The organism is Vibrio sp. PBL-C16, assembly GCF_034321865.1.
In the GTDB taxonomy this organism is placed as follows: Bacteria; Pseudomonadota; Gammaproteobacteria; order Enterobacterales; family Vibrionaceae; genus Vibrio; species Vibrio alginolyticus.
Genome location: NZ_JAXLNY010000002.1, coordinates 627,130 through 649,236, shown reverse-complemented (window position 1 = coordinate 649,236; position 22,107 = coordinate 627,130). Strand labels below are relative to the sequence as shown.

Annotated in this window: 15 protein-coding genes; 7 read left to right on the top strand and 8 right to left on the bottom strand. The window is 46.2% G+C overall.

Annotated elements, in window-relative coordinates; all coding sequences use genetic code 11:
* Positions 1-177 precede the first annotated feature (177 nt).
* From UQW94_RS11240 to csdA, 4 genes are all read left to right on the top strand, one after another.
* The gene (locus tag UQW94_RS11240; protein WP_005380251.1) at positions 178-975 is read left to right on the top strand and encodes an outer membrane protein OmpK; all 798 of its coding nucleotides are present in this window, start codon (positions 178-180) and stop codon (positions 973-975) included.
* A gap of 108 nt (positions 976-1,083) precedes the next feature.
* Complete coding sequence (panE, locus tag UQW94_RS11235) at positions 1,084-1,974, top strand: 2-dehydropantoate 2-reductase (RefSeq protein WP_206949382.1); 891 nt, start codon at positions 1,084-1,086, stop codon at positions 1,972-1,974.
* Entirely contained in the window at positions 1,971-2,570 is a 600-nt protein-coding gene (locus UQW94_RS11230) for a DJ-1 family glyoxalase III (RefSeq protein WP_213962822.1), read from the top strand. Before panE ends, UQW94_RS11230 begins: the two co-directional genes overlap by 4 nt.
* Positions 2,570-3,781: a cysteine desulfurase CsdA gene (csdA, locus tag UQW94_RS11225; protein ID WP_213962823.1), complete on the top strand. Its 1,212-nt coding sequence runs from the start codon at positions 2,570-2,572 to the stop codon at positions 3,779-3,781. Before UQW94_RS11230 ends, csdA begins: the two co-directional genes overlap by 1 nt.
* A 33-nt stretch (positions 3,782-3,814) precedes the next feature.
* Here csdA and UQW94_RS11220 read toward each other — a convergent pair whose 3' ends face one another.
* The 5 genes from UQW94_RS11220 to UQW94_RS11200 form a co-directional block, all read right to left on the bottom strand.
* A complete protein-coding gene (locus tag UQW94_RS11220) occupies positions 3,815-4,735 on the bottom strand; it encodes a GGDEF domain-containing protein (RefSeq protein ID WP_213868643.1) in 921 nt (306 codons plus the stop codon).
* 309 nt (positions 4,736-5,044) lie between these two features.
* The gene (csdE, locus tag UQW94_RS11215; protein WP_017636016.1) at positions 5,045-5,473 is read right to left on the bottom strand and encodes a cysteine desulfurase sulfur acceptor subunit CsdE; all 429 of its coding nucleotides are present in this window, start codon (positions 5,471-5,473) and stop codon (positions 5,045-5,047) included.
* Between the two features lie 19 nt (positions 5,474-5,492).
* Entirely contained in the window at positions 5,493-6,302 is an 810-nt protein-coding gene (gene tcdA / locus UQW94_RS11210; RefSeq protein WP_005380241.1) for a tRNA cyclic N6-threonylcarbamoyladenosine(37) synthase TcdA, read from the bottom strand.
* A gap of 99 nt (positions 6,303-6,401) precedes the next feature.
* A complete protein-coding gene (gene mltA / locus UQW94_RS11205) occupies positions 6,402-7,505 on the bottom strand; it encodes a murein transglycosylase A (RefSeq protein WP_318133371.1) in 1,104 nt (367 codons plus the stop codon).
* Between the two features lie 273 nt (positions 7,506-7,778).
* Complete coding sequence (locus UQW94_RS11200; RefSeq protein WP_054728413.1) at positions 7,779-8,234, bottom strand: DUF2850 domain-containing protein; 456 nt, start codon at positions 8,232-8,234, stop codon at positions 7,779-7,781.
* Between the two features lie 162 nt (positions 8,235-8,396).
* Here UQW94_RS11200 and argA point away from each other — a divergent pair, with 162 nt between their 5' ends.
* Entirely contained in the window at positions 8,397-9,734 is a 1,338-nt protein-coding gene (gene argA / locus UQW94_RS11195) for an amino-acid N-acetyltransferase (protein ID WP_086047007.1), read from the top strand.
* Positions 9,735-10,150: 416 nt separating this feature from the next.
* A complete protein-coding gene (locus UQW94_RS11190; RefSeq protein WP_005380230.1) occupies positions 10,151-10,339 on the top strand; it encodes a hypothetical protein in 189 nt (62 codons plus the stop codon).
* A gap of 34 nt (positions 10,340-10,373) precedes the next feature.
* Here UQW94_RS11190 and recD read toward each other — a convergent pair whose 3' ends face one another.
* From recD to recC, 3 genes are all read right to left on the bottom strand, one after another.
* On the bottom strand, positions 10,374-12,521 hold the full coding sequence (gene recD / locus UQW94_RS11185; RefSeq protein ID WP_318133373.1) for an exodeoxyribonuclease V subunit alpha: 2,148 nt from the start codon (positions 12,519-12,521) through the stop codon (positions 10,374-10,376).
* A complete protein-coding gene (gene recB / locus UQW94_RS11180; protein WP_258667094.1) occupies positions 12,521-16,195 on the bottom strand; it encodes an exodeoxyribonuclease V subunit beta in 3,675 nt (1,224 codons plus the stop codon). Before recB ends, recD begins: the two co-directional genes overlap by 1 nt.
* 326 nt (positions 16,196-16,521) lie before the next feature.
* Positions 16,522-20,013: an exodeoxyribonuclease V subunit gamma gene (gene recC, locus UQW94_RS11175; RefSeq protein WP_258509685.1), complete on the bottom strand. Its 3,492-nt coding sequence runs from the start codon at positions 20,011-20,013 to the stop codon at positions 16,522-16,524.
* Between the two features lie 252 nt (positions 20,014-20,265).
* Between recC and UQW94_RS11170 the strand changes: the two genes are divergently transcribed.
* Positions 20,266-22,089 carry a DUF3413 domain-containing protein gene (locus tag UQW94_RS11170; RefSeq protein ID WP_322142238.1) on the top strand — a complete coding sequence of 608 codons (1,824 nt, stop codon included), beginning with the start codon at positions 20,266-20,268 and terminating at the stop codon, positions 22,087-22,089.
* Positions 22,090-22,107: the final 18 nt, after the last annotated feature.

Genomic DNA, 22,107 nt, shown 5'->3' with positions numbered 1-22,107 from the left:
CAACAAACAAAAAGTTCCGTAAATAAAGATAATTTCGTGATGCAACTCACCAAAAACGTTTCATTTTGCACCCTTTATCACTTTCATTTGGGATTTTTATCGCTATTATTCCCGCCAATTGGAAAGCGCAGCACAGATTGCGTGTTCTGAATCATTACAAACATAGAGAGTCCCCTTATGCGTAAATCACTTTTAGCTCTTAGCCTTCTAGCGGCTACTTCAGCTCCAGTTATGGCGGCAGATTACTCTGACGGCGATATTCACAAAAACGATTACAAGTGGATGCAATTTAACCTAATGGGTGCATTTGACGAACTTCCAGGTGAGTCTTCACACGACTACCTAGAAATGGAATTCGGCGGCCGCTCTGGTATCTTCGACCTTTACGGCTACGTTGATGTATTTAACCTAACTTCTGATCCAGGTAGCGACAAAGCTGGCGCAGAGAAGATCTTTATGAAATTCGCTCCACGTATGTCTCTAGATGCGGTAACTGGTAAAGACCTATCTTTCGGTCCAGTTCAAGAGCTATACGTTGCAACTCTAATCGAGTGGGGTGGTAACTCTGGTGTTAACTCTCAAAAAATCGGTCTAGGTTCTGACGTAATGGTTCCTTGGTTTGGTAAAGTTGGTGTTAACCTATACGGCACTTACGACGGCAACAAAAAGGATTGGAACGGTTTCCAAATCTCGACTAACTGGTTCAAACCATTCTACTTCTTCGAGAACGGTTCATTCATTTCTTACCAAGGCTACATCGATTACCAATTCGGTATGGATGATGCTGCTGGTAACAAGTTTGGTTCAACCGCGTCAAACGGTGGTGCAATGTTCAACGGTATCTACTGGCACTCAGACCGCTTCGCAGTGGGTTACGGTCTAAAAGGTTACAAAGACGTGTACGGTATCAAAGATACTGATGGGTTCAAGTCAACTGGCTTTGGCCACTACCTTGCTGTAACTTACAAGTTCTAATTGAACCACTAAGTTTGCTCAAAAATGGCGCCTTTCGGCGCCATTTTTATTTGCTTTCCTTTTTTCCCTCATTATCCTTGCAGCAAACCTTTTTAATGAGAGCGTTTGGTGAATATCCTTATCCTCGGTCCAGGTGCGGTGGGCTCACTCTGGGCAACAAAATTTAAGCTTGCCGGGCACAATGTTTCATTGTGGGGAAGAAGTTCTGAAAGCCAACAATCACTTCAGTTGGATGACACACCCGCAAACGTATTCAGTAATCAAGATATTTCCTCCGTAAATCAAGCGGACCTCATTTTGATCACGGTAAAAGCTTGGCAAGTGGAAGACGCCATTCAGCCTTTACTGCCTCATATCAATACAGACACGATTATCATGCTGATGCACAATGGTATGGGTACTGCCTCTGCCGTGGAGAAGGTTGTGCCAAACAATCCGATAGTGCTCGCAACAACGACGCACGGCGCATACAAACCAGATAACCAACACGTATTGCATACCGGTCACGGAACAACGCAAGCGGGTGGTTATAATGACAAAGGAATGCAGTGCACTTTTCTGCAAGATGTTATGCATAATGCCCTTCCAGAGGTCATTTGGAATCCACACATCCAATCTGCGTTATGGACTAAGTTAGCGATCAACTGCGCGATTAACCCACTGACTGCGATTCTCCAGTGTAAGAATGGTGAACTTGCGAAGCCCGAGTTTAAGATACAACTCGAAAGCATCACTCAAGAACTGGTTGAAGTAATGAGTAAAGAAGGTATTGCTATCGAGTTTCGCTCTCTTTTCGATACGGTAATGCAAGTGGTGAACGCCACAGCTGAGAACTATTCTTCAATGAGACAAGACGTATTCCATCAGCGTCGAACGGAAATTGATTTTATAACCGGATACTTGTTAAAGGCTGCCGAGAAACATCGCATCAATACGCCTGAGAATTTAAAACTTTACCAACGCATCAAACAAATAGAACAAAGCTGGACAGAACAATGAGTAAGAAAATCTTAGTGCCAATCGCTCCAGGCACCGAAGAAATGGAAGCCGTCACCGTTATCGACATGATGGTTCGCGCGGGTTATGACGTTACGGTAGCGAGTGCTGCTTTTGATGGCTCATTGACGATGAAAGCTTCTCGCGGAGTCACATTAACGGCAGATTGTAAGCTGGTCGATATCGCTGATGATGAGTTTGATGCCATAGCGCTTTCTGGTGGTGTTGGTGGTGCAGAAATTTTCCGTGATAGTACGGTGATGATAGAAATCCTTAAGCAGCACATCTACGAGGGAAAATTGGTCGCAGCTATCTGCGCAGCACCAGCGTTGGTATTGCAACACCATGATCTTTTCCCACAATCACTGATGACCTGTCACCCGAGCTTTCAGTCGCATATCCCGGTAGAGAAGTGGCGCAGTAAACGTGTGACCTTTGATATCAACCACAACCTGATCACTAGTCAAGGTCCGGGTACAGCTTTAGAGTTCGCGATGGAAGTAATCATTCAACTCTCAGGTAAAAAACACGCATGGTCAGTTGCTGAACCAATGATCCCTCTGCCTACTCTGCACTACCACAAGCTTGGTGAAGAATAATGTTTGACGTAAATGCTGTACGCGAGCAATTTCCTGCTCTAAACCAATCCGTCAACGATACGCCCTTAGTGTATCTAGATAGCGCAGCGACAACGCAAAAACCGCAATGTGTGATTAATGTCATCAGTCATTACTACAGTGCGCAAAATGCCAATGTTCACCGTGGCAGCCATAGTTTAACGGCTAATGCCACCAGCCAATTTGAAGCGGCACGAGAACGAGTGGCAAGCTTTATTGGTGCAAACAGCTCTAAAGAGATCATTTGGACACGGGGCGCAACCGAAGCACTGAACTTAATTGCTCAAACCTACGCCCGTAGCACGTTACAACCAGGTGATGAGATCTTGATTAGCGAGATGGAGCACCACGCCAACATCGTGCCCTGGCAAATCGTGGCAGAGCAAACGGGTGCTAAAGTCATTAAAGTTCCGATGACATCAGATTGCCAGTTCGACATCAGTGCATTTGAGGCGCTTCTGTCTGACCGCTGTAAAATTGTTGCTTGCGCACAAATAACCAACGTAACAGGCACACGCCAACCTATCGAAAAAATCACTGAACTGGCGCACAACGTTGGCGCGGTTGTTGTAGTTGATGGCGCGCAAGGCATCGTACATGAGCAACTTGATTTATCGACATCAGATATCGATTTCTACGTTTTCTCAGGTCACAAACTTTATGCACCAGCAGGCATTGGGGTTTTATACGGCAAGCTTAAACTTTTGGAAGCCATGCCACCATGGCACGGCGGCGGTAAAATGGTTGAACGTGTTTCTTTCGAGAAAACGACGTTTTCTGCACTTCCTGGTAAATTTGAAGCGGGCACACCAAACGTTGCGGGCGCGATTGCTCTAGCGAAAGCCATTGAGTGGTACCAAGGTTTTAACCATCACGAAGTAGAGGATCATCTCCATGTGCTTCAGGATAAGGCCTACCAAGCACTAAGCGCTTTGGATGACATCCATATTCTAGGCTATCAACCGAATGCCTCTGTACTGACGTTCGTCATGGACGGCGTTCATCACCAAGACATGGCGACGCTGCTCGATCAACAAGGCATTGCGGTACGAGCAGGACACCACTGCGCTCACCCATTGATGGATGCGCTAAACGTTAAAGGCACGGTACGCGTTTCTTTTGGTATTTATAACACGGCTGAAGATGTGGATAGACTCATCGCCGCCGTAGAAAAAGCCGTCGACATGCTATAACGCCAACGGTTTGATTTGGAGTAACCAACAAGGTTACTCCATCTGCCTATCCAGAGTCGCCACGCAATTTCTGCCATTTCTTTTCGCAGCATAAAGCGCTTTATCTGCATGCGCATACAAACGTTTGGTGGTTTCATTTCTGCCTATTTCCACCACGCCTACACTCACCGTGACCGGAATTTCAATCTTTTCAAATTCGAACTGACAATTTTGAATGTGGGAACGTACTTCCTCTCCTACCTCTTTCGCCGCCGACATAGAAGTTTCAGGCAAAATAATCGCAAACTCCTCCCCTCCGACTCTTGCAAAAATTTCGTCTTTGACGAGTAAGTGAGAAACCAAATCAGCTAAGGTCTCTAAGACATAATCCCCCGCATCATGACCACGTTTATCATTGATGACTTTAAAAAAGTCCAAATCAAACAATAACAACGCGGAGTGATAGTTCGGCTCTTGAGCTTTAATGACCTCTTCTGTGAGCTTTTCGAAAAAGACACGTCGATTGTAGATGTTGGTAAGAGCATCAATTTGGCTTTGATGGCGAAGAAGGGTTTCAACTCGGTGGCGATTGGAGATGTTGCGTGTAAGAATAAGGACAACGCGACGACCTCGGTATTTTATAGCGAGTGGGCAGATCTTGCCTTCGTAGTATAGGTCGCCTCTTGGCCCACTGTTAGCATCTATTCCCTGAATGCTGTCGGCGCACATCTTGTACTCGATCGTCACAATACTGTCTTGTTTCAGTGATCGACTGATCTGCTCGATAAACCAGTCAGCTTTATCTTTCTCGAGTACGCTGTGCAGCGTCTCACCTATCAAATTACTTCCATCGTGATAGGCTTTTTTATCTGTTCCTCCAAAAACATCAATATAGATACCATCTTCACTCAGAATAAAAGTGGGGTCTGGCATTCCGGATAACACGTCTTGCGCATGTTCCAAGGTGAATTGCATATAGGGAGGTTCCTAGCATTTGTATCTAAGTAACCCAATCGCTTCCAAGTGTGTTTCCACATTGGGGAATAGGAGCGAATGGGGCATATGTCTATTATCTAATATAGACAAATTTTAAATACAATTGAGTTTATAAAAACCAAGTGGGCAATATAATGAACCAGGATCAATAGAATGGTTAATTAACGCTAAAATAGTCGACCATTTGCATACTTTTTATCCATATGCAAAAAATATCTCAACTCAGATACAAAAAACGCCAAACAGCCAGGCTATTCAGCGTTTTTTAAGAATTGGGAAAATGACTCGTTACACGGCGGTTTGCTTAATCTGCTCTACAATAGCTTTCAAGCCATTACCACGTGACGGGCTTAAATGGGAGACAAGCCCCAGCTGATCAAAATAAGCATCAATATCAAATGCTTGAATTTGATCGGCCGTTTTTCCGTCATAAGCCGCCATCACCAAGGCAATCAATCCACGGACGATACGCGCATCGGAGTCCGCACAAAAATGCCAAACGCCATCTTGCTCTTGGCTCACTAACCACACCAAGCTTTCACAACCCGAAACGGTAACTTGTTCTGATTTCAGCTCTTCTGGCATTTGTGGCAGCTTTTTACCCCACTGAATAACCTGACGGTAGCGATCTTCCCAGCCTTGAAATTGTTGCATAGTCGCTACAATATCTTCGCTGGTGATATCTGTACCAAATGGAGAAACGGGAAAATCTGTCATGATGCGCTCTTCTTCTAGTTTACTTCTTATATTTTGAAATCAACTTCTCAACGATTCGCGATACCGCGACAAAGCCAAACGTTGCAGTTACAACAGTCGCCGCACCAAAACCGCTAGCACAATCCATACGTTTTGGGCCTTCCGCTGTCGACTTCACACCACACACTGAACCGTCTGCTTGAGGGTACTTCAGCTGCTCGGTTGAAAACACGCAATCAATACCAAACTTACGAGCCGGATTCTTAGGGAAGTTATGATGACGACGCAGGGTGTCTTTGATTTTCTTCGCTAGAGGATCTTGGATCGTTTTCGTTAAATCAGCGACCATAATCTGCGTTGGGTCAACCTGACCACCAGCACCACCCGTGGTGATCACTTTGATCTTGTTGCTGCGGCAATACGCCAACAAAGACGCCTTCGCTTTTACGCTGTCAATCGCATCTAGCACGTAATCAAACTCTTTGCTTAAGTACTCATGTTGATTGTCTGGCGTGATGAAATCATCAATCAGATTGACTTTACACTCTGGGTTGATCAATTTGACACGCTCGGCCATCACTTCAATCTTGCTTTGGCCAACGGTGCCCGTCATCGCATGAATTTGGCGGTTAATGTTCGTGACACAAACATCATCCATATCAATCAGAGTCAACTCACCGATCCCAGTACGGGCCAGCGCTTCGACCGCCCATGAACCCACGCCACCAATACCAATAACACAAACGTGTGCAGCGCGAAGAATGTCCACTTCACTGTTGCCATAAAGACGACGAGTGCCGCCAAAGCGTTGATTGTAGCTGTCAGATGCTGGGGTATCGAGTTCACGCATATTGAAGTCCAGATGATCGATAGAAAAACAAAGAGTGCGATTTATACGCACTCTTTGATGAAATGTCTAGATAAGAGGCGGTTCCTCTTTCTTGGGTCGCTATTGTAGCTTTTCTGGCGGCAAAGCCCAAGGCGCTTGAGTTGGTGAGTTTTCCAGCCCAAGTTTCCAAACTCGACCAAAATGCTTGTAGTGCCCTGCTTCCGTTCCTGCTCTCGCACCAATGCCATGATACAGATCCAAATGGTTCTGTTTTACCGCACCACCAGTGTCTAAAACGATCAGCATTCGCAGTTGATGCGCACCGCTCCACGTACCATCCGCATTCAGCAATGGTACTTCCGCCAAGATTGGTGTGCCCATTGGTAAGATAGAACGGTCACCCGCGACCGCGGCCATTGGCAACAAAGGAATACCAGCCGACCCCGTTACTGGCGCTTCCGCTTTTGGCGCAAAGAAGACGTAAGAAGGGTTTTGCTCCAACAACTCGCGTACTGTTGCGTCGTCGTTGTCCATTACCCATTCTTTAATCGCTTTGAGAGACATTTTTTCACGCGGCACTTCACCACGTTCAATCAAAATGCGGCCAATACTAACGTAAGCTTTATTATTTTTCCCTGCGTACGCGAAGTACTCCAACGTATCATCATCTTCAAAATGCACATAGCCACTGCCCTGCACTTCCATCATAAACGGGTCAATACGATTAGGCGCATAACCTAGCACTAAACCTTGGCCATCTAATGCCCCGTTGTAGATCTCCGCGCGAGTCGGACAATCTGATGAGCAGTTTGGCTTGCCATAAACTGGGTACTTAAAAATGTCGTTTGGTGTATGACGCAGCTCCATCACGGGAGAAAAGTATCCGGTAAACAGTACATTACCTTTTTGATCACCACCGCCTAATTGCGCAGCTTGAATGCCAAACGCACTCAACGCGCTGGTGTCTCCGCTTTGTTGCGCCCACTCACTTAATCGTTGATATAGCGGTTGGTAAATCTTCGCCATGGATGGTGACTTTATCACCACTTGCTCTGCTTGCTTGTTAAATTCAGTAAAATCGCGTGGTTTGTTAGACTCAACTACGTCCACTTTATTGAGGAGCTGAGGAAACTCACCATCAAGATATTGCTGAGCACGATCATTTTGTTGAGCACAGCCAAAGAGTAGGCTCAAAGAGATAATAGGAAGGAGTTTTTTTAACACGTGTCTTTTCCGTAAAAGAGAATAGCAAAAGGATGGCAAACAAATGAATACGACGCAATTGAAAAGCAACGACAAAATGTTTCAACGCTAAGCCAATCCGTTTACTCGTTGTAAATTCATTCAGTTAATGCAACATGATAACAGCGGAAGAATTACGGAATTGTCCGGATTATGTTTGAAAGTAAAATTTACTGATTGAGAGATGAAGTTGTGATCATCCATGTGACTCACAGACGAAAAAGCTGTCAGCTTAAGAGACAATAATAAAAACGACTATCTTACCGCAATCCTTGCACGCCCCTCTAAACGGAATACAGGTAGATAATGTGCATTAGCATCCAGCTTCATTTCTGCATGCTGCTTACCCACAAAATTGAAGTGCCGCTCATTTGAACCCACTCGATACGAAAACGAATCCCCATCGAATTCAAAACTGGTCGCCACTGTAGAACCATTTACGGTAACACCGCGCTCACTCAACACAAATTCTTCACGAGCATAAGGCGCAACATCTTGCTCAACCCAGCGACCATAAATTGTCGATTTGGGAATGGGCGGATTAATGGTTCGAGTAATCAAATCACTATACAGCATGCACACGACAACGGTTCCAACTATCGCTATAAGCATGAGAGAACGCTCTAGCCACTTACGAAACATTGATTTAGATGACGTTTTTGACAGATTGGAAGCAGTGATCGCAGCATTCTTATTAACAGCAGAAGACATGAGGTTCACGTATTGAGGAAAGACGCCACCATTGTAACCTTCCCTCTTAACGGGACCAAGAACCTACCTCAATATGTTTGTGCTTTATTCCAAAATTTCACCTTGCCACCAAGTGAATAAAAAGGCATTATTTTAACATAATTAAACAAAGGAATGGCTGTAGTGAAAATTCGTAGTACTGCTCTCGTAAAAGGATTCCGTCAATCAACACCTTATGTCAATGCTCACCGCGGAAAAACCATGGTGATCATGCTGGGCGGAGAAGCCGTCGCACACAAAAATTTTGGCAATATTATTAATGATATCGCACTCATGCACAGCCTCGGAATCAAAGTCGTGGTGGTGTATGGTGCACGTCCTCAAATTAATCAGCAGCTAGAAAAACAAGACCTCACTACGCCTTACCACAAAAATATCCGCATTACGGATGAATCGGCTTTATCTGTTGTTATGCAAGCTGCCGGACAACTTCAACTTGCGATTACTGCGCGCCTATCAATGAGCCTCAACAACACTCCGATGGCAGGTACCCAGCTCAATGTCGTTAGCGGAAACTACATCATTGCCCAACCACTCGGCGTTGATGATGGTGTGGACTATTGTCATAGTGGACGCATTCGCCGCATTGACACCGATGCTATCAACCGCACTCTTGATCAAGGTTCAATTGTTCTGCTAGGTCCCATTGCGAGCTCTGTGACTGGCGAGTGTTTTAACTTACTTTCTGAAGAAGTCGCGACACAACTGGCGATAAAGCTGGGTGCGGATAAGCTGATTGGTTTTTGCTCCGAACAAGGTGTCATTGATGACAACGGCAATGCTGTCGCCGAGTTACTACCAATTGAGGCGGAGCATGTCATCAAAACGCTTTCTGAAAATACGTCTCCTGACCTAGATTACAACACTGGAACACTGCGCTTTCTTAAAGGATCTATTGCCGCTTGTCGTGCCGGAGTGCCTCGTAGCCACTTGATCAGCTATAAAGTGGATGGAGCCCTAATTCAGGAGTTGTTCTCTTTCGACGGTATCGGAACCCAAGTCGTTATGGCGAGCGCTGAACAAGTGAGGCAAGCTAATATTGACGATATTGGCGGTATCTTAGACCTCATTCGCCCGTTAGAAGAACAAGGTGTACTGGTTAGGCGCTCTCGAGAACAGCTAGAGCAAGAGATTGGAAAATTTACCATCATCGAAAAAGACGGCTTGATTATTGGCTGTGCTGCCCTTTATCCATACCCAGAAGAGCGCAAAGCTGAGATGGCTTGCGTAGCGATTCACCCTGACTATCGTGATGGGAACCGAGGTTTGTTACTGCTCAACTACATGAAACATCGTTCTAAATCCGAAACCATTGATCAGATCTTTGTCCTCACGACACACAGTCTGCATTGGTTCAGAGAGCAAGGTTTTTACGAAGTCAGTGTCGACTATTTGCCCGGAGCCAAACAAGGGCTATATAACTTCCAGCGTAAGTCAAAAATCTTAGCGCTAGATTTGTAGCTTAACCTTAAATCACGAAGCAAAATTTAACGCTCCGCTATACCAAAACCTCAAGGTGCGGGATTCAGCTCATTAACGCTCAATCCTGCACATCGAGCTTGTTTAGGAACGAGTTTGTTTAGGAGTAAGGCCACACATAAACCCTACTCCGGACTAGCGAGTCATCATATAAACACCAACTTAGAAATACGCAAACCATTGCTTGATTTTCGTTCCAATTTTATCTTTTAAATATACATTTGGTTGGCTATACTCTGCTCGCTAGTGATTGGTTTTTAACCAATACGAATGGATCTAGGTGATGTAATGTAGCCTTCACCCTAAAATACTGGGCAATTGAAAAACTAGTTAGCTCCGTATTGCACACCAAGGACAGTTGTTAATCTGACTTTAAATAAGCCGAGACGAGCACTGTTATGAGAACAATCATTTGTAATTCGCTTCAAAGCTTCTGGGATATGGCTGACAATCAGTTTTTAGAAGGCCTAGACGTCCACTGTGTTTTCCCCGTAAATGACGCTATCCGAGATTTTATTCTTGCTTATCAACAGCAATACAAAATACGCAGCGTGTCTTTTACCAATGCGTTTGCAAAACATGCATAAAAGAAGACCGAGCCATAAGCTCGGTCTTCTTGTTTTAGTTGGTAAGCCGCTTTACTAACCCACTCGCGCGAGTGGTTTTCACCTTAATGCCTCGCTTCAGAACATTGAGTTCGGCGTAAAGAGCTAAACGCTTTTTCGCGCGGGTAATGCCTGTGTAAATCAACTCACGGGTTAATATCGGGCTAAAGTCTGGTGGCAAAATCATCAGGGTGTAATCAAATTCACTGCCTTGCGATTTATGGATGGTCATGGCGTAAGCCGTTTCATGTTCAGGTACTCGGCTCGGTAAGACCGATTTCACACTGCCGTCAGGTAACTCAAAAAAGACTTTCAAACGCGGTTCTTCTTCACTGTCATCTCGCATGCAAATACCAATATCACCGTTATACAAACCTAAACCGTGATCATTACGCGTAACCATGACGGGTCTGCCGTGATACCAAATTTCATCCTGAACTTGAATGAACTTGCGCGCCGCGAGCGATTTCTCGATGCGTTGGTTTAGCCCAGCCACACCAAAATCACCTTCACGGATCGCGCACAGCAGTCGGCATTGGTTGAAGGTATCTAACACCGCTTTGGCTTTGTGCGTTAGCGACTCTAGCTCTCCGGTTTTAGGATCTGTTTCCTGTTGTCCAATGCGTTTGAGGTAACGACCGTATTCCTGCACCAACGTCTGCATCATTTGGTTGTAATGTTGACTACTTAGCGCGAAATGTTCGATGTCAGAAAAGTCACGCGCCCAGACGTTATCTACGCTCGCAGCAGAACCGGAGTTAACCGCTTTTGCCAACTGACCAATGCCTGAGCGAGCATCAAATCGGTAGCTCTTTTGCAGCATACATAAACTATCAGCAATGCTAGATGCACTGTTACCTGTATGGGCTAAAGTATCGAAACCCGTCAGTTTTGCGATGGCTGACGCCTGCTCTTTGCCATAACCCAATGCATGGAACGAACAGATATCACCCAACACAGCCCCTGCTTCAACTGAAGCAAGTTGGTCTTTATCACCTAGCAAAATCAGCCGCGCATGTTTCGGTAAGGCATCGACCACTTTATACATCATTGGTAAATCAACCATCGACGCTTCGTCGATAACTAAAATATCCAAATGCAGTGGATTTTGCTTGTTGTGACGAAATTCTGCGCTATTAGGAATCGCGCCAAGCAATCGATGCAAGGTGCTTGATTCAGTCGGTATTTTGGCTTTTAGCTCCGGAGAAACTGGCAGCTCTTGCACTGCTTTACCAATGGACTCGGTTAATCGCGCCGCCGCTTTCCCCGTCGGGGCCACCAGCTTGATGGTTAGATTTTTCTCGTGCTTTGCCTGTTCAATCAAAGCAGCAAGCAATTTGGTTACTGTCGTCGTTTTACCCGTACCAGGACCACCAGAAATCACAGCAAATCGACGAGTTAACGCAACCGCCGCCGCGACTTTTTGCCAGTTCACACAAGCAGAAAGTGGCACCAGCTCATCCAGTTGCTGCAAATCCTGAACCTTGCGCGCATTGCTAAGCACGGAATCAATGGCGTGCCAATCCAACGATTCGCTTGCGACCACATCAAGGTGGTCACACACCAATTGTTGACGCAACACTTGGTTGCTGCTTCCCGCTTCTACTGCTTTGCCTAACGCGTTAAACAGAAAATGGTATTGGCGTGCAAATAAATGGTTGAGCAACTCGGATAATCGCGCAAACTCTTGTGGTTGCAAGTTAACTGCGGCGCCCAAGTGATTAAGCTTTTCCGCCAGAGTCACTTCATAATGCCAATAGCGGTGCAGATACAGACGCTCGCCATCGAACATCAACGGCAAGGCTTCTCCTTGCGCGCCGACCAAGCTGGAATTTTGTAATAGTTCTATCCAGTCTATGACTTGTAGCTGTGTGTTGAGCGCCAATGCCGACTCACCAAACAGCCCTAGCTTACTGGCTAAATCCGTAGATTGCCCTTGTGCATCGAACAGAGACAGGCAGATATGTCCTTTGCCAAGCTCACTACTGACAACACCAGCGATAAACGCCAGTGCTTGGCTATCCGACTGTTCATCATGCGTTTGAGAATCAATAAAACAGGCGAATTGGTAGTCGAGCTGACGAATAGCGCCTTTGTGCGCCAAGCGTTCCAGCACTACCAATAGACTATCTTGGCCAGAATGAAGATTGTGATTTGTCGTCATTAAAGTAGCTCCATCTGCCCGGCTTGAGTTGAGCGCGTTTCAAGTACTTGACCATCAATCAAACGATCCATCTCTTGTAAGAAGTCTAAGGTTGGTTTCGCGGCAAAAATGCCGTGGTCACTCTGCCCATCCATGCCGCGCAAGAACAAGTAATACACGCCACCGAAGTGATGATCATATTGATAATTCGCCAATCGGCTGCTTAGGAAACGATGCAGTGCTAACGCATAAATCTGATACTGCAAATCGTAGCGGTGATCCGCCATCGCCGATTTCAGAGCCTCACCATGGTAGCTCGTCACATCGTCGCCAAGATGATTCGATTTCCAGTCAAGCACGTAGTATTTACCTTGATGTTCAAACACCAAGTCGATAAAACCTTTGAGCATACCTTGCACGGTTTGGAAACCTAAATCCCCCGCTTTCGCCGACAACGGATCGTGACGTTGAATGACTCGGTTTAACGCCGGTGCAGACAAAACTTCAATCGGCAGCAAAAATTCCATCTCCACCAAACGTTGCGACGGTGCTTTTTGATTCAGCAGCAAAGACTTACCATCCAACGGCGTTGCGAGTACGGTATCAATCAATTGCTGTAAAATGGGTAACCACTCTTCATCGAGCTGTTCGCTTTCCATCAAACCAAGGATGATTTGTGTATTCTCTTCCGTCGTGGCTGGCTGAGTAAATTCAATTTCCTCAAACAGGCTGTGCAGGAACGTACCCGGACGCGCACCACGAGGGAAGGTAAAAATAGAACGCTCTGGCTCCACCAAATCCGCTTCGTCTTGTTCTTCAGATGAGTCGATATCAAAACCCGTAATCTCAATCGTGGCATCATGCTCGGCGTGATGAGAGCCTTGCTTGACCAAGCCAGAATAACTGGTGATGCGCCAGTTTCTATCGATAGGGTTTTGCAGCTCTTTCGCGCTAAGATCGTGTATTTCTTCTTGTGGCGCTACGTACTTCTCTTCGAGTTGCTGCGGCGGATCGGCCACAACGACACAATCAAGCTCGTCTTGTTGCTTTGTTAAACCTTGGTACAAATCGTTAATGCCACCTTCTTGACCATTTTGAATCAAATAGCCAATCGCACTGCGGTGTACGCCGGTTGGCTCTTTGGTCGAACGGCCATTGCGCAAAGGCGAGGCTCCAATAAAACACGCATACACAGCACGCGTTAACGCCACGTATATCAAGCGTAAGTCTTCCGCCAAACGCTCTTTATCCGCTTGCTTCATGGACGCATCGTTGCCAGTGATATCCAGTACCGTGCGGTCATTGGCTGCATCGTAATATTTGGCTTCGCTGGCTTCTCGATAGCTGAACACAAACGGCAGAAATACGAGGTCATACTCCAAGCCTTTTGATTTATGAATAGTTACGATCTGCACTAAGTTACGTTCCGATTCTAAACGTTGGATTTGGTCATCACTGCCGCCCAAACCATTTTCCGCATCACTGATGGACTGAGCGAGCCAACGCAGCAGACCGTGGTCGCTATCCAGTTCATTACTGGCTTGTTGAAGCAGTTCACCGATGTGCATTAAATCGGTAAGTGCTCGCTCACCATTTTCACCCTGTGAACTCGCACCTTCTTCTAGTAATCGCTCGGCAATATGGCGTTTGCTGATCACCGCGCGCAACATCGGCAGCACACCACGTTGAATCCAAAGTTTGCGATATTCTTTGAATTCGTTTACGGCGTTTTCCCACACCACTTCATCGTTATTAAGTGCATCCAAACTTGCTGCGTCGAGGGCAAACAGCTCAGAAGCAAGACTTGCACGCAGCGCACGGTCATTTTCTGGAGTCAGCACCGCTTGCAGCAAACGCTGTAGATCCTGCGCCACTGAACTGGTAAACACACTGTCTCGGTTAGACAGGTACACGCTGGCAATGCCTTGATCAGCCAACGCTTGTTTGATCATTCGACCTTCACTACCTGTTCGAACCAACACTGCGATATCGCCCGCTTGAACCGCTTTCTGTTTTTCGCCATTCACCAGACACGCTTTCCCCTGTTGAGCCTGCGTCAAAATGGTTTGGATTTGGCTTGCGGTCGCCTCCGCCATTCGAGTCAAATACTCGCCTTTGGGTAGCGGTTTATCGTCCGCTTCTTGCAACCAATAGGTCAGCGCGGGTTGCTTTTGGCCACCCATAGTCCAAATGCGTTTTTCGGCATTGGGACTGTATTTTACGGGTAAGAACGGGATGTCCGAATCATAGATAAATGGACTATCAGGCAAGGCAAATACTTGGTTTACCGCCTGCACCATATCTGCGCTAGAACGCCAGTTGGTTCCTAACGTGTAGTGGGCACTTACTTGGTTACGCGCTTTGATATAGGTGAAAATGTCTGCGCCACGAAAGCCATAAATCGCCTGCTTGGGGTCACCGATCATAAACAAACCACATTCCGGGTTGTTCAGATAAATACGGCTGAAAATACTGTATTGAAGCGGGTCGGTATCTTGGAACTCGTCAATCATTGCGACAGGATACAAAGTACGAATACGCGCCGCTAAAAGCTCGCTTTCGTCCGTATCGATAGAAGCAGAAAGTTGTGTCAGCAAATCATCGAAAGAGAGCCACTGTTTTTGATTTTTCGCGTTGGCCAGCATCACACGACAATGCTCAATCGCATGAGCAAGCAGTGGCGCTTTTAAGCTGATTGGGTTAGCAAGAAATGTTTCAATGGCTTCAAATACCGCGTGCTGCGGCGCACTGCCTTTCGGTGTTTTTTCCAACAAGACGTTTTGCGCGAATTTCTCCAGCTTGTCTGGATAATCGTAACCTGTGGTTTCCGTTGCTGCCCAAGCGTTTACCGCCTCCAACCACGTCGGCAGAGACTTTTTGGTGTAGCTGCGTTTGTTAATATCTGAATCTGAAATCAGCGTCAAGAAGTCATCTTGGCTTTCTCGCCACTGTGCTTTTAATTCATCAATTTTTTTCAAATTTTCAGTATGAAGATCAGCCAAACTGCCTTTCATTGCTGGAACAGAAAGGCTTAACGGCGCGCCAGTTAAGTAATTGCTGATGTCAGACAACAACGCAGATGGAGAGCCCCATAGCTGGCGGATTTCTCCCGCCAAAGTAAATGGCAATGGGTAGAAATTTCGGCGCCAGTAATCGGCTACAACTTGCGCTTTTAGGTGACTTTCATCGGTCACAAACTCGTTATTAAATCGGCTGCCAGATTCAAACGCATTTTGCGTTAGCATACGTTGGCAAAAACCGTGAATGGTGTAGACCGCCGCCTCGTCCATCTGACGCTCTGCCTGCAATAAAATTTCTGCGGCTTGCTTGTGATCGTCAAACTCATTAAGCAAAGGTTGGATCACCGGATCGGAACTCTGTCCACGCGCAAACGCGATTCGCGCATCATGGATTCTTGCCCTGATACGATCGCGTAATTCCGCAGTTGCCGCTTCGGTAAAGGTTACGACCAGAATTTGGTCGACCGTAAGCGGTACGCGATGTCGAGTTTCCGCGCTGCCGTGACCAAGCAAAAGGCGCAGATATAAACCTGCAATAGTGAAGGTTTTACCTGTACCTGCTGATGCCTCGATTAACCTCGCACCGTGCAGAGGAAACGTCATCGGTTCTAGTGGCGTTGGTTGAGGTTGCTCTGTGCGGTCTAACGTATGTAGAGGACACTCTGCACCTGACATTTGATCCATAACGCTGAATCTCTCCGGATTATTTACTAGGACGTATCACCTAATAAATGTGATCTATAGTTAAAAATTCTATTAATATGTTTAACAAGTTGGATAATTTAGAGCTTTGTGAGATCTTTCTCACGGTTATCCATAAGACGTACCGTTAGTATGCGCCCCACGAGATAAGCCAAACCTTTTGGCGGCACAACTCAAATGAATTAAACAAAAGTATCATGGTCCCTCTGACCTTGTGGCCGTACAGCGAACGCCCTACAAAAAATAATGATTTTCTGGCGGCCACCCTACTCTTCCTTCTCTTTATCCAACTGTCTTTATTACGCTTTTACGTCATCAGCGTCTTGAACCGCTAAGCGCGCACCTTGCAAAACTAATGCTGTCAGCAAACGAACTTCTGAGGCCAACTCATCATTCCAAGCAGGCCAAATTCGAGAGATGTACGCATTATTGCCTTCGCCCGGGCTCATGAAGCCATCATTGAATGCGTCAGCCATTTTCTTCAAAGATTTCTCTTCGTCATCTACCCACTGACCGCGACTAAAGCCCGCTTCAACACAAGCCAACGCCGTTTTCGGGAAATAAGGCAAAGGCTTAGTCATGCCTTCGAAGAATAAGCGAACTAATTCAGTCAGTAGCTGTTTGGCATACTGAGCATCGGCAATTTCTGGGTAGATCAAATGCAGCGCGCCTTCTTTACGATCGTAACCAATGATGTGGGTTTTCTTAGCATGACCCGACGCCGACATGGCAAGGTGATCGATCCACGCTGCAAGGTAATCCTGCGATCGAATCTTACCGCTTCGATAGCGAATCAAACCGGATTGGTAGCATTGAGTTAGCCAACCTGTTAGGCGAACGTTTTTCTCTTCGCCTTCATTTCGCTCAAACAAGGAATCAAACGTCAGGTCGATTTCCAAATCGTCTTGAGGCGCACCAGATAAAAACGCCAGTTTATCCACCAGCTCTTCCGCCTGAACTCGGTTGGTTTCAAATTCGATATCACCAAACGCCCCCACCGGCAGTTTGCCTTGCGCGCGCTGTTGACTCATAAAGTGTTTAAGCACCTCTGTTTTTTTCTCTGGCTGCATCAATGTCGTTTCAAGCAAGATTTCTAACAGCTCATCACGCATTTGATAGCTTTCCAAACCACCTAAAACAAAGGGTTCGTCGTCTTCCATCACCGGTAGCGGCGGTTCAAAGATTACTTTTAAACGACGATTGAAAAAATACTGCACTGGTAAACGCCAGAAACGTTGCAACTCGACTAAGTCGAGCTCAAGCGGGAACGTCGCTCCCAACAGATAGTCGTCTAATGCCCGATTAAAATCACGACGGACATAGCCTTGCGATTGACTGCTTTGAGTCAATGCCGCTGGAATCCACTCTTTCGCGTAGCTGGCGTGCATGCCTTGGAACGCACTTGGGCTAAACGGCACCATGGCGTGGGTATTCACCAACGCATTTAATAAGTTGTCGCCAGACTCATCAACAGGCAACGCTTCATCACCACTTAAACAATAGTTTTGGTGGCAGTATTCCATCAGCTCAGAAACCAGAACCGAAGGCACTCGCTCGGTATTGTCTTGGATTGAACGGCCAACATAACTGATGTAGAGCGTTTGTTGTGCAGACAACATCGCTTCGAGGAATAGGTAACGGTCATCATCTCGGCGCGAACGGTCGCCCGGTTTGGTTCTTCCTGTCATCAAGTCAAAGCCTTCTGGCGGCATGGAGCGTGGGTACACGCCGTCATTCATCCCCAGTAGACAAACGGTTCTAAACGGAATAGAGCGCATCGGCATCAGGGTACAAAAGTTCACTTGACCAGCAAGGAAGCGCTGGCTGACTCGTGTGCCAGATAATTTGTTTTGAAGGTATTGGCTGATGATCGACGGCGATAACGCATCATCAAATGCGGCATCAGCTAATTGCTCTTTGAGTTGGCTGAGCGTATCGCGAATGGACTTGAGCGCCATTTCGCCTTCTAACTCAACTGAGAAGAAGTCATCCAGCAGTGAAACCAAAGTCTCTCGCCAACCATCGATAGTTTGAACATGAGAAAGTTTGCTTCGATAAGTGCTAATTTGTTGGATAAAGTGTGCCAACTTGCCCGCCAGCTCTGCGCCCATGCCTTGCACTTCGTTGTACGGAGACAAACTGCCTTGCTCGGTTTCAAACAAACCTGCGGATTCTGGCATCGCGTAGCCAAGCAACATGCGTTGAATACCAAATTGCCATGTGTTTTGACGGGTTTCCGGCAGTTCAAATTCGCGTCCGGTATTGGCATCCAATCCCCAGCGAATTCCCGATTCCTCAACCCATTGTTTGGCTTGTAAAAAATCATCTTCGCTGAGTTCAAAACGCTTTAATATCGCCGGAGTTTCCAGAAGTTCGAGTAGTTCTGATGCCAAACAGCGCGTATTGGGTAAGTTCACCAACTGCATAAATGCGGCCAGAATTGGGCTCTCTTGATCGGCGGTTCGGTCAGAAATCGAATAGGGAATAAAACGCTCACCCGGCGCGTTACCAAAGACCGCCTGAATCGCAGGGCTGTAAGCGTTGATGTCCGCGACCATCACGATAATATCGCGCGGTTTTAACGTTGGGTCAGCATCGAACATCGCCAACAGTTGATCATGCAGCACTTCCACTTCGCGCATCGGGCTGTGACAAGCGTGTAGGCTCAGTGATTTATCACCCAAGCTAACCACTTGTTTGTGATGACTGTTTTCAATCTGTTGGTCATCTTGATGTTCTTCAAGATTGAGAATATCCGCTTGCAATTGATGGAGCAGACTGTCGCGCTCAACATCAACAAAGGCTTCGATTTCATGAGATTCCAGCTGAGACAACAGATACATATTGTCGCGCCCGAGTTTACCCATGGACGCCAACAGACTGTTTCCGACCACATCGGTGTGCAGCTCATCGATCACATTATCTTCCAATGAACCTTTCAGTTGCTCAGTTTCACCTTGCACTTCCGAGTGATCGTCCTGCCACACAACGTGCTGACGATGTTTCGCCGCCAAACGAGCCAGATATTTGCGATCTCGAACTTCACCCCAATAATAACGACAAGGGTTAGTGAACATCAGATGCACGTCGATGTGTTCACCAATTGCTTTTAGCGCATCCATATAGCGAGGCGGCAACGAAGAAATGCCAAAAACAAACAAACGCTTGGGCAAATGGTCAAAATTGCAGTTAAAACTCTCTAACGTGTCGATAAAGTGCTCATAAAGGTTGGCACGGTGATAAGGAGACTGCCCTAATGACACAGTGTGATCATACAACGCTTGCCATAAGATCGGCTGCCACGGATGCTCATCTTCCAGCTCTGGCACACTCTGCCCAGCTTCCCAACTTGCGATCCATTCCGGACGATACACCAAGTAACCATCGAAAATATCGGCAATTTTCTCAGCCAGCTGATACAGCTTAGAGTGGTCAATGTCATCTTTGAGGTACTGCGCTAACGGCGAAAACACCTCTTGGTTGAGAAGCCCCGGCAGCAGATGCATCAACTTCCACGTCATCGCTTCTTTGTTAAACGCACTGCGTTTTGGCACGTCTGGCAACACCTGCGTAAACATTTCCCAAATGAAAGTAGCAGGGAGCGGAAAATCAATGTTCGCGGCAACACCAAACTCTTTGGCCAATTCCATTTTTAGCCACTGGGACATGCCCGGACTTTGAACCAGAATTTGTTCTTTTTCGAACGGGTTTTCCAGCGGACTGATTCGAATCAGTTCGACAAGGAGTGATTTAAGAACGTCAACTTGGTTGGAGTGATAAACAGTAAACAAATTGGGAATACCGAGCGCCGATTGAAACTGTTAGCTAGCTTAGCACAGCCCCATTTAAACCCGCAGTGATCTCGCGTTCGGAAAAAACAAAAGGTTATATATTACTCAAATAGAGTATGAATCTTCTGAATTTTCACATGTCAATCAAGTCTGACACTTCCATACAAAATGTGACATTCGTCGCAACTATTCCATAATAAAAAACACTGTTTTATACTCCCTCTACCCATAATTTATAAACAAACAAAAAGTATGTTTCGCAAACTGTCTTCCAACAGCGCTTGGCTGATTGCTTTTTTTGCTTGCTTTGCAGTGTACCTGTCGATCGCTTGTTATCCTTTTGTGTTGTCTAACAATCAGAATGAACCGCTAACCTTGTTGCAAGGTTACTATTTGGTTTCGACTCAATATGGCTGGCTGGGCTTGATCGCTCTTCCATTTATGTTGTTGAGTTTATTGCTCTCTTTTCTACCGACTCGAGCATTCAAAGGTATCGTGATCGCTATCGCGATCTGTCTATTGATCATGTTTAAAGTCGATATCCTCGTTTTTCAGCAATACAAACTTCACATCAACGCCCTATTAATCCGTATGTTTTTCGAAGGTGGCGGTGATGTCTTCGATATTTCTTGGATGAGTTGGCTAATCTTCATCAGTGAAATTGCCATTCTGGTGATCGGGCTCGCCTGTACCGTTTGGGTAAGTAATAAACTGGCACAAAGCCGAGCTAAGTTCGTTTTGATCAGCGTCTGGTTTGCTGTATTGCTTAGCACGCAGATGATTCATGCGTACAAAAACGCACTTTACGACGATGAAGTCAGTCAGTTTTCGAATAACTGGCCACTTTACTACCCGCTGACGGCTCGTAAATTTATTTACAAACACGACCTAGTGGATGAGAACATTGCATCGAAGAACCGCGTAGAGTTAACCAACATTGAACGTAGCTCACTCAACTACCCGCTTGCGCCGATTCAAGTGCAAAGCAAAGAGAAACAGCCCAATGTTTTGTTTATCTTGGTTGACGCGTGGCGCTACAGTGATGCGACGCCGGAAGTCATGCCAAATGTCAGCAAGTTCGCCGAAAAAACGGTGAATTTCACACAACATATGAGCGGCGGCAACTCAACTCAAGCGGGTATTTTCAGCCTGTTTTACAGCTTGCCAGCAACCTACTGGGAAAGCTTTTACGCAAGCCAACGCTCTCCTGTTTTTATGGATACGCTGCAAGCAGAAGGCTACCGCATGGGCATTTTTGGCTCAGCACCGCTCACCAGCCCGCCACTTTCTCGCACGGTATTCAAAAAAGTGTCGGACTTGACCTTGAAACAAACTGGGGAAACAGCTGTCGAGCGCGATCAGCAGATAACAGACAAGTTCATCGAGTTCCAAAAGCAGGACAGCGACAAGCCGTACTTTGGTTTTCTGTTCTACGATGCCGCCCACGGCACGGTGTTTCCTGAACCTGAATTTGCGAAATTCAAACCATACTGGGAACGCGTTGACCACATTTTGCTCAACAACGATTTTGACGCTTCGCTTTACCACAATCGATACAAGAACTCGTTGTACTACATCGATAGCTTGATTGGTGATGTGCTGAAAAACGTCGACTTAGACAACACCATTGTGGTGATTTCATCTGATCATGGTGAAGAGTTTAACGACCATAAGATGAACTATTGGGGCCACACGGGTAACTACAGTGACGTTCAAGTACATGTTCCTCTTTACGTGTACATGCCAAATCGTCAACCAGAGCAAATTGATTACCGCACGACCCATTTTGACGTCGTGCCAACCATGATGAATACGCTGTTTGACGTTCAAGGCACAACAAGTTCATACAGTGTTGGTCATAACTTGTTTGATAACTCTGCCCCTCGCGATTGGTATATTGCTGGCAGCTACTACAACTATGCATTGGTCGGCAAAGAACTGATGCTTGTGGTCAATCCTGGCGGGCACTCTCAGCAACTGAATCGCCAGTTAAAAGTCGAGAAAGAACAGAAAGTTCCTGTCGATATCATTCGTCATTCTCTGGATGAGATGTCGCGATTTTACAAAAAAGGCTAGCGTCCAACATCGACGCCG

What these genes read in the sequence shown, in the direction of transcription:
- UQW94_RS11240 (WP_005380251.1), top strand. Translation starts at nt 178, where the DNA reads ATGCGTAAATCACTTTTAGCTCTTAGCCTTCTAGCGGCTACTTCAGCT.
- UQW94_RS11230 (WP_213962822.1), top strand. Translation starts at nt 1,971, where the DNA reads ATGAGTAAGAAAATCTTAGTGCCAATCGCTCCAGGCACCGAAGAAATG.
- csdA (WP_213962823.1), top strand. Translation starts at nt 2,570, where the DNA reads ATGTTTGACGTAAATGCTGTACGCGAGCAATTTCCTGCTCTAAACCAA.
- UQW94_RS11220 (WP_213868643.1), bottom strand. Translation starts at nt 4,735, where the DNA reads ATGCAATTCACCTTGGAACATGCGCAAGACGTGTTATCCGGAATGCCA.
- csdE (WP_017636016.1), bottom strand. Translation starts at nt 5,473, where the DNA reads ATGACAGATTTTCCCGTTTCTCCATTTGGTACAGATATCACCAGCGAA.
- tcdA (WP_005380241.1), bottom strand. Translation starts at nt 6,302, where the DNA reads ATGCGTGAACTCGATACCCCAGCATCTGACAGCTACAATCAACGCTTT.
- UQW94_RS11200 (WP_054728413.1), bottom strand. Translation starts at nt 8,234, where the DNA reads ATGTCTTCTGCTGTTAATAAGAATGCTGCGATCACTGCTTCCAATCTG.
- UQW94_RS11190 (WP_005380230.1), top strand. Translation starts at nt 10,151, where the DNA reads ATGAGAACAATCATTTGTAATTCGCTTCAAAGCTTCTGGGATATGGCT.
- recD (WP_318133373.1), bottom strand. Translation starts at nt 12,521, where the DNA reads ATGACGACAAATCACAATCTTCATTCTGGCCAAGATAGTCTATTGGTA.
- recB (WP_258667094.1), bottom strand. Translation starts at nt 16,195, where the DNA reads ATGTCAGGTGCAGAGTGTCCTCTACATACGTTAGACCGCACAGAGCAA.
- UQW94_RS11170 (WP_322142238.1), top strand. Translation starts at nt 20,266, where the DNA reads ATGTTTCGCAAACTGTCTTCCAACAGCGCTTGGCTGATTGCTTTTTTT.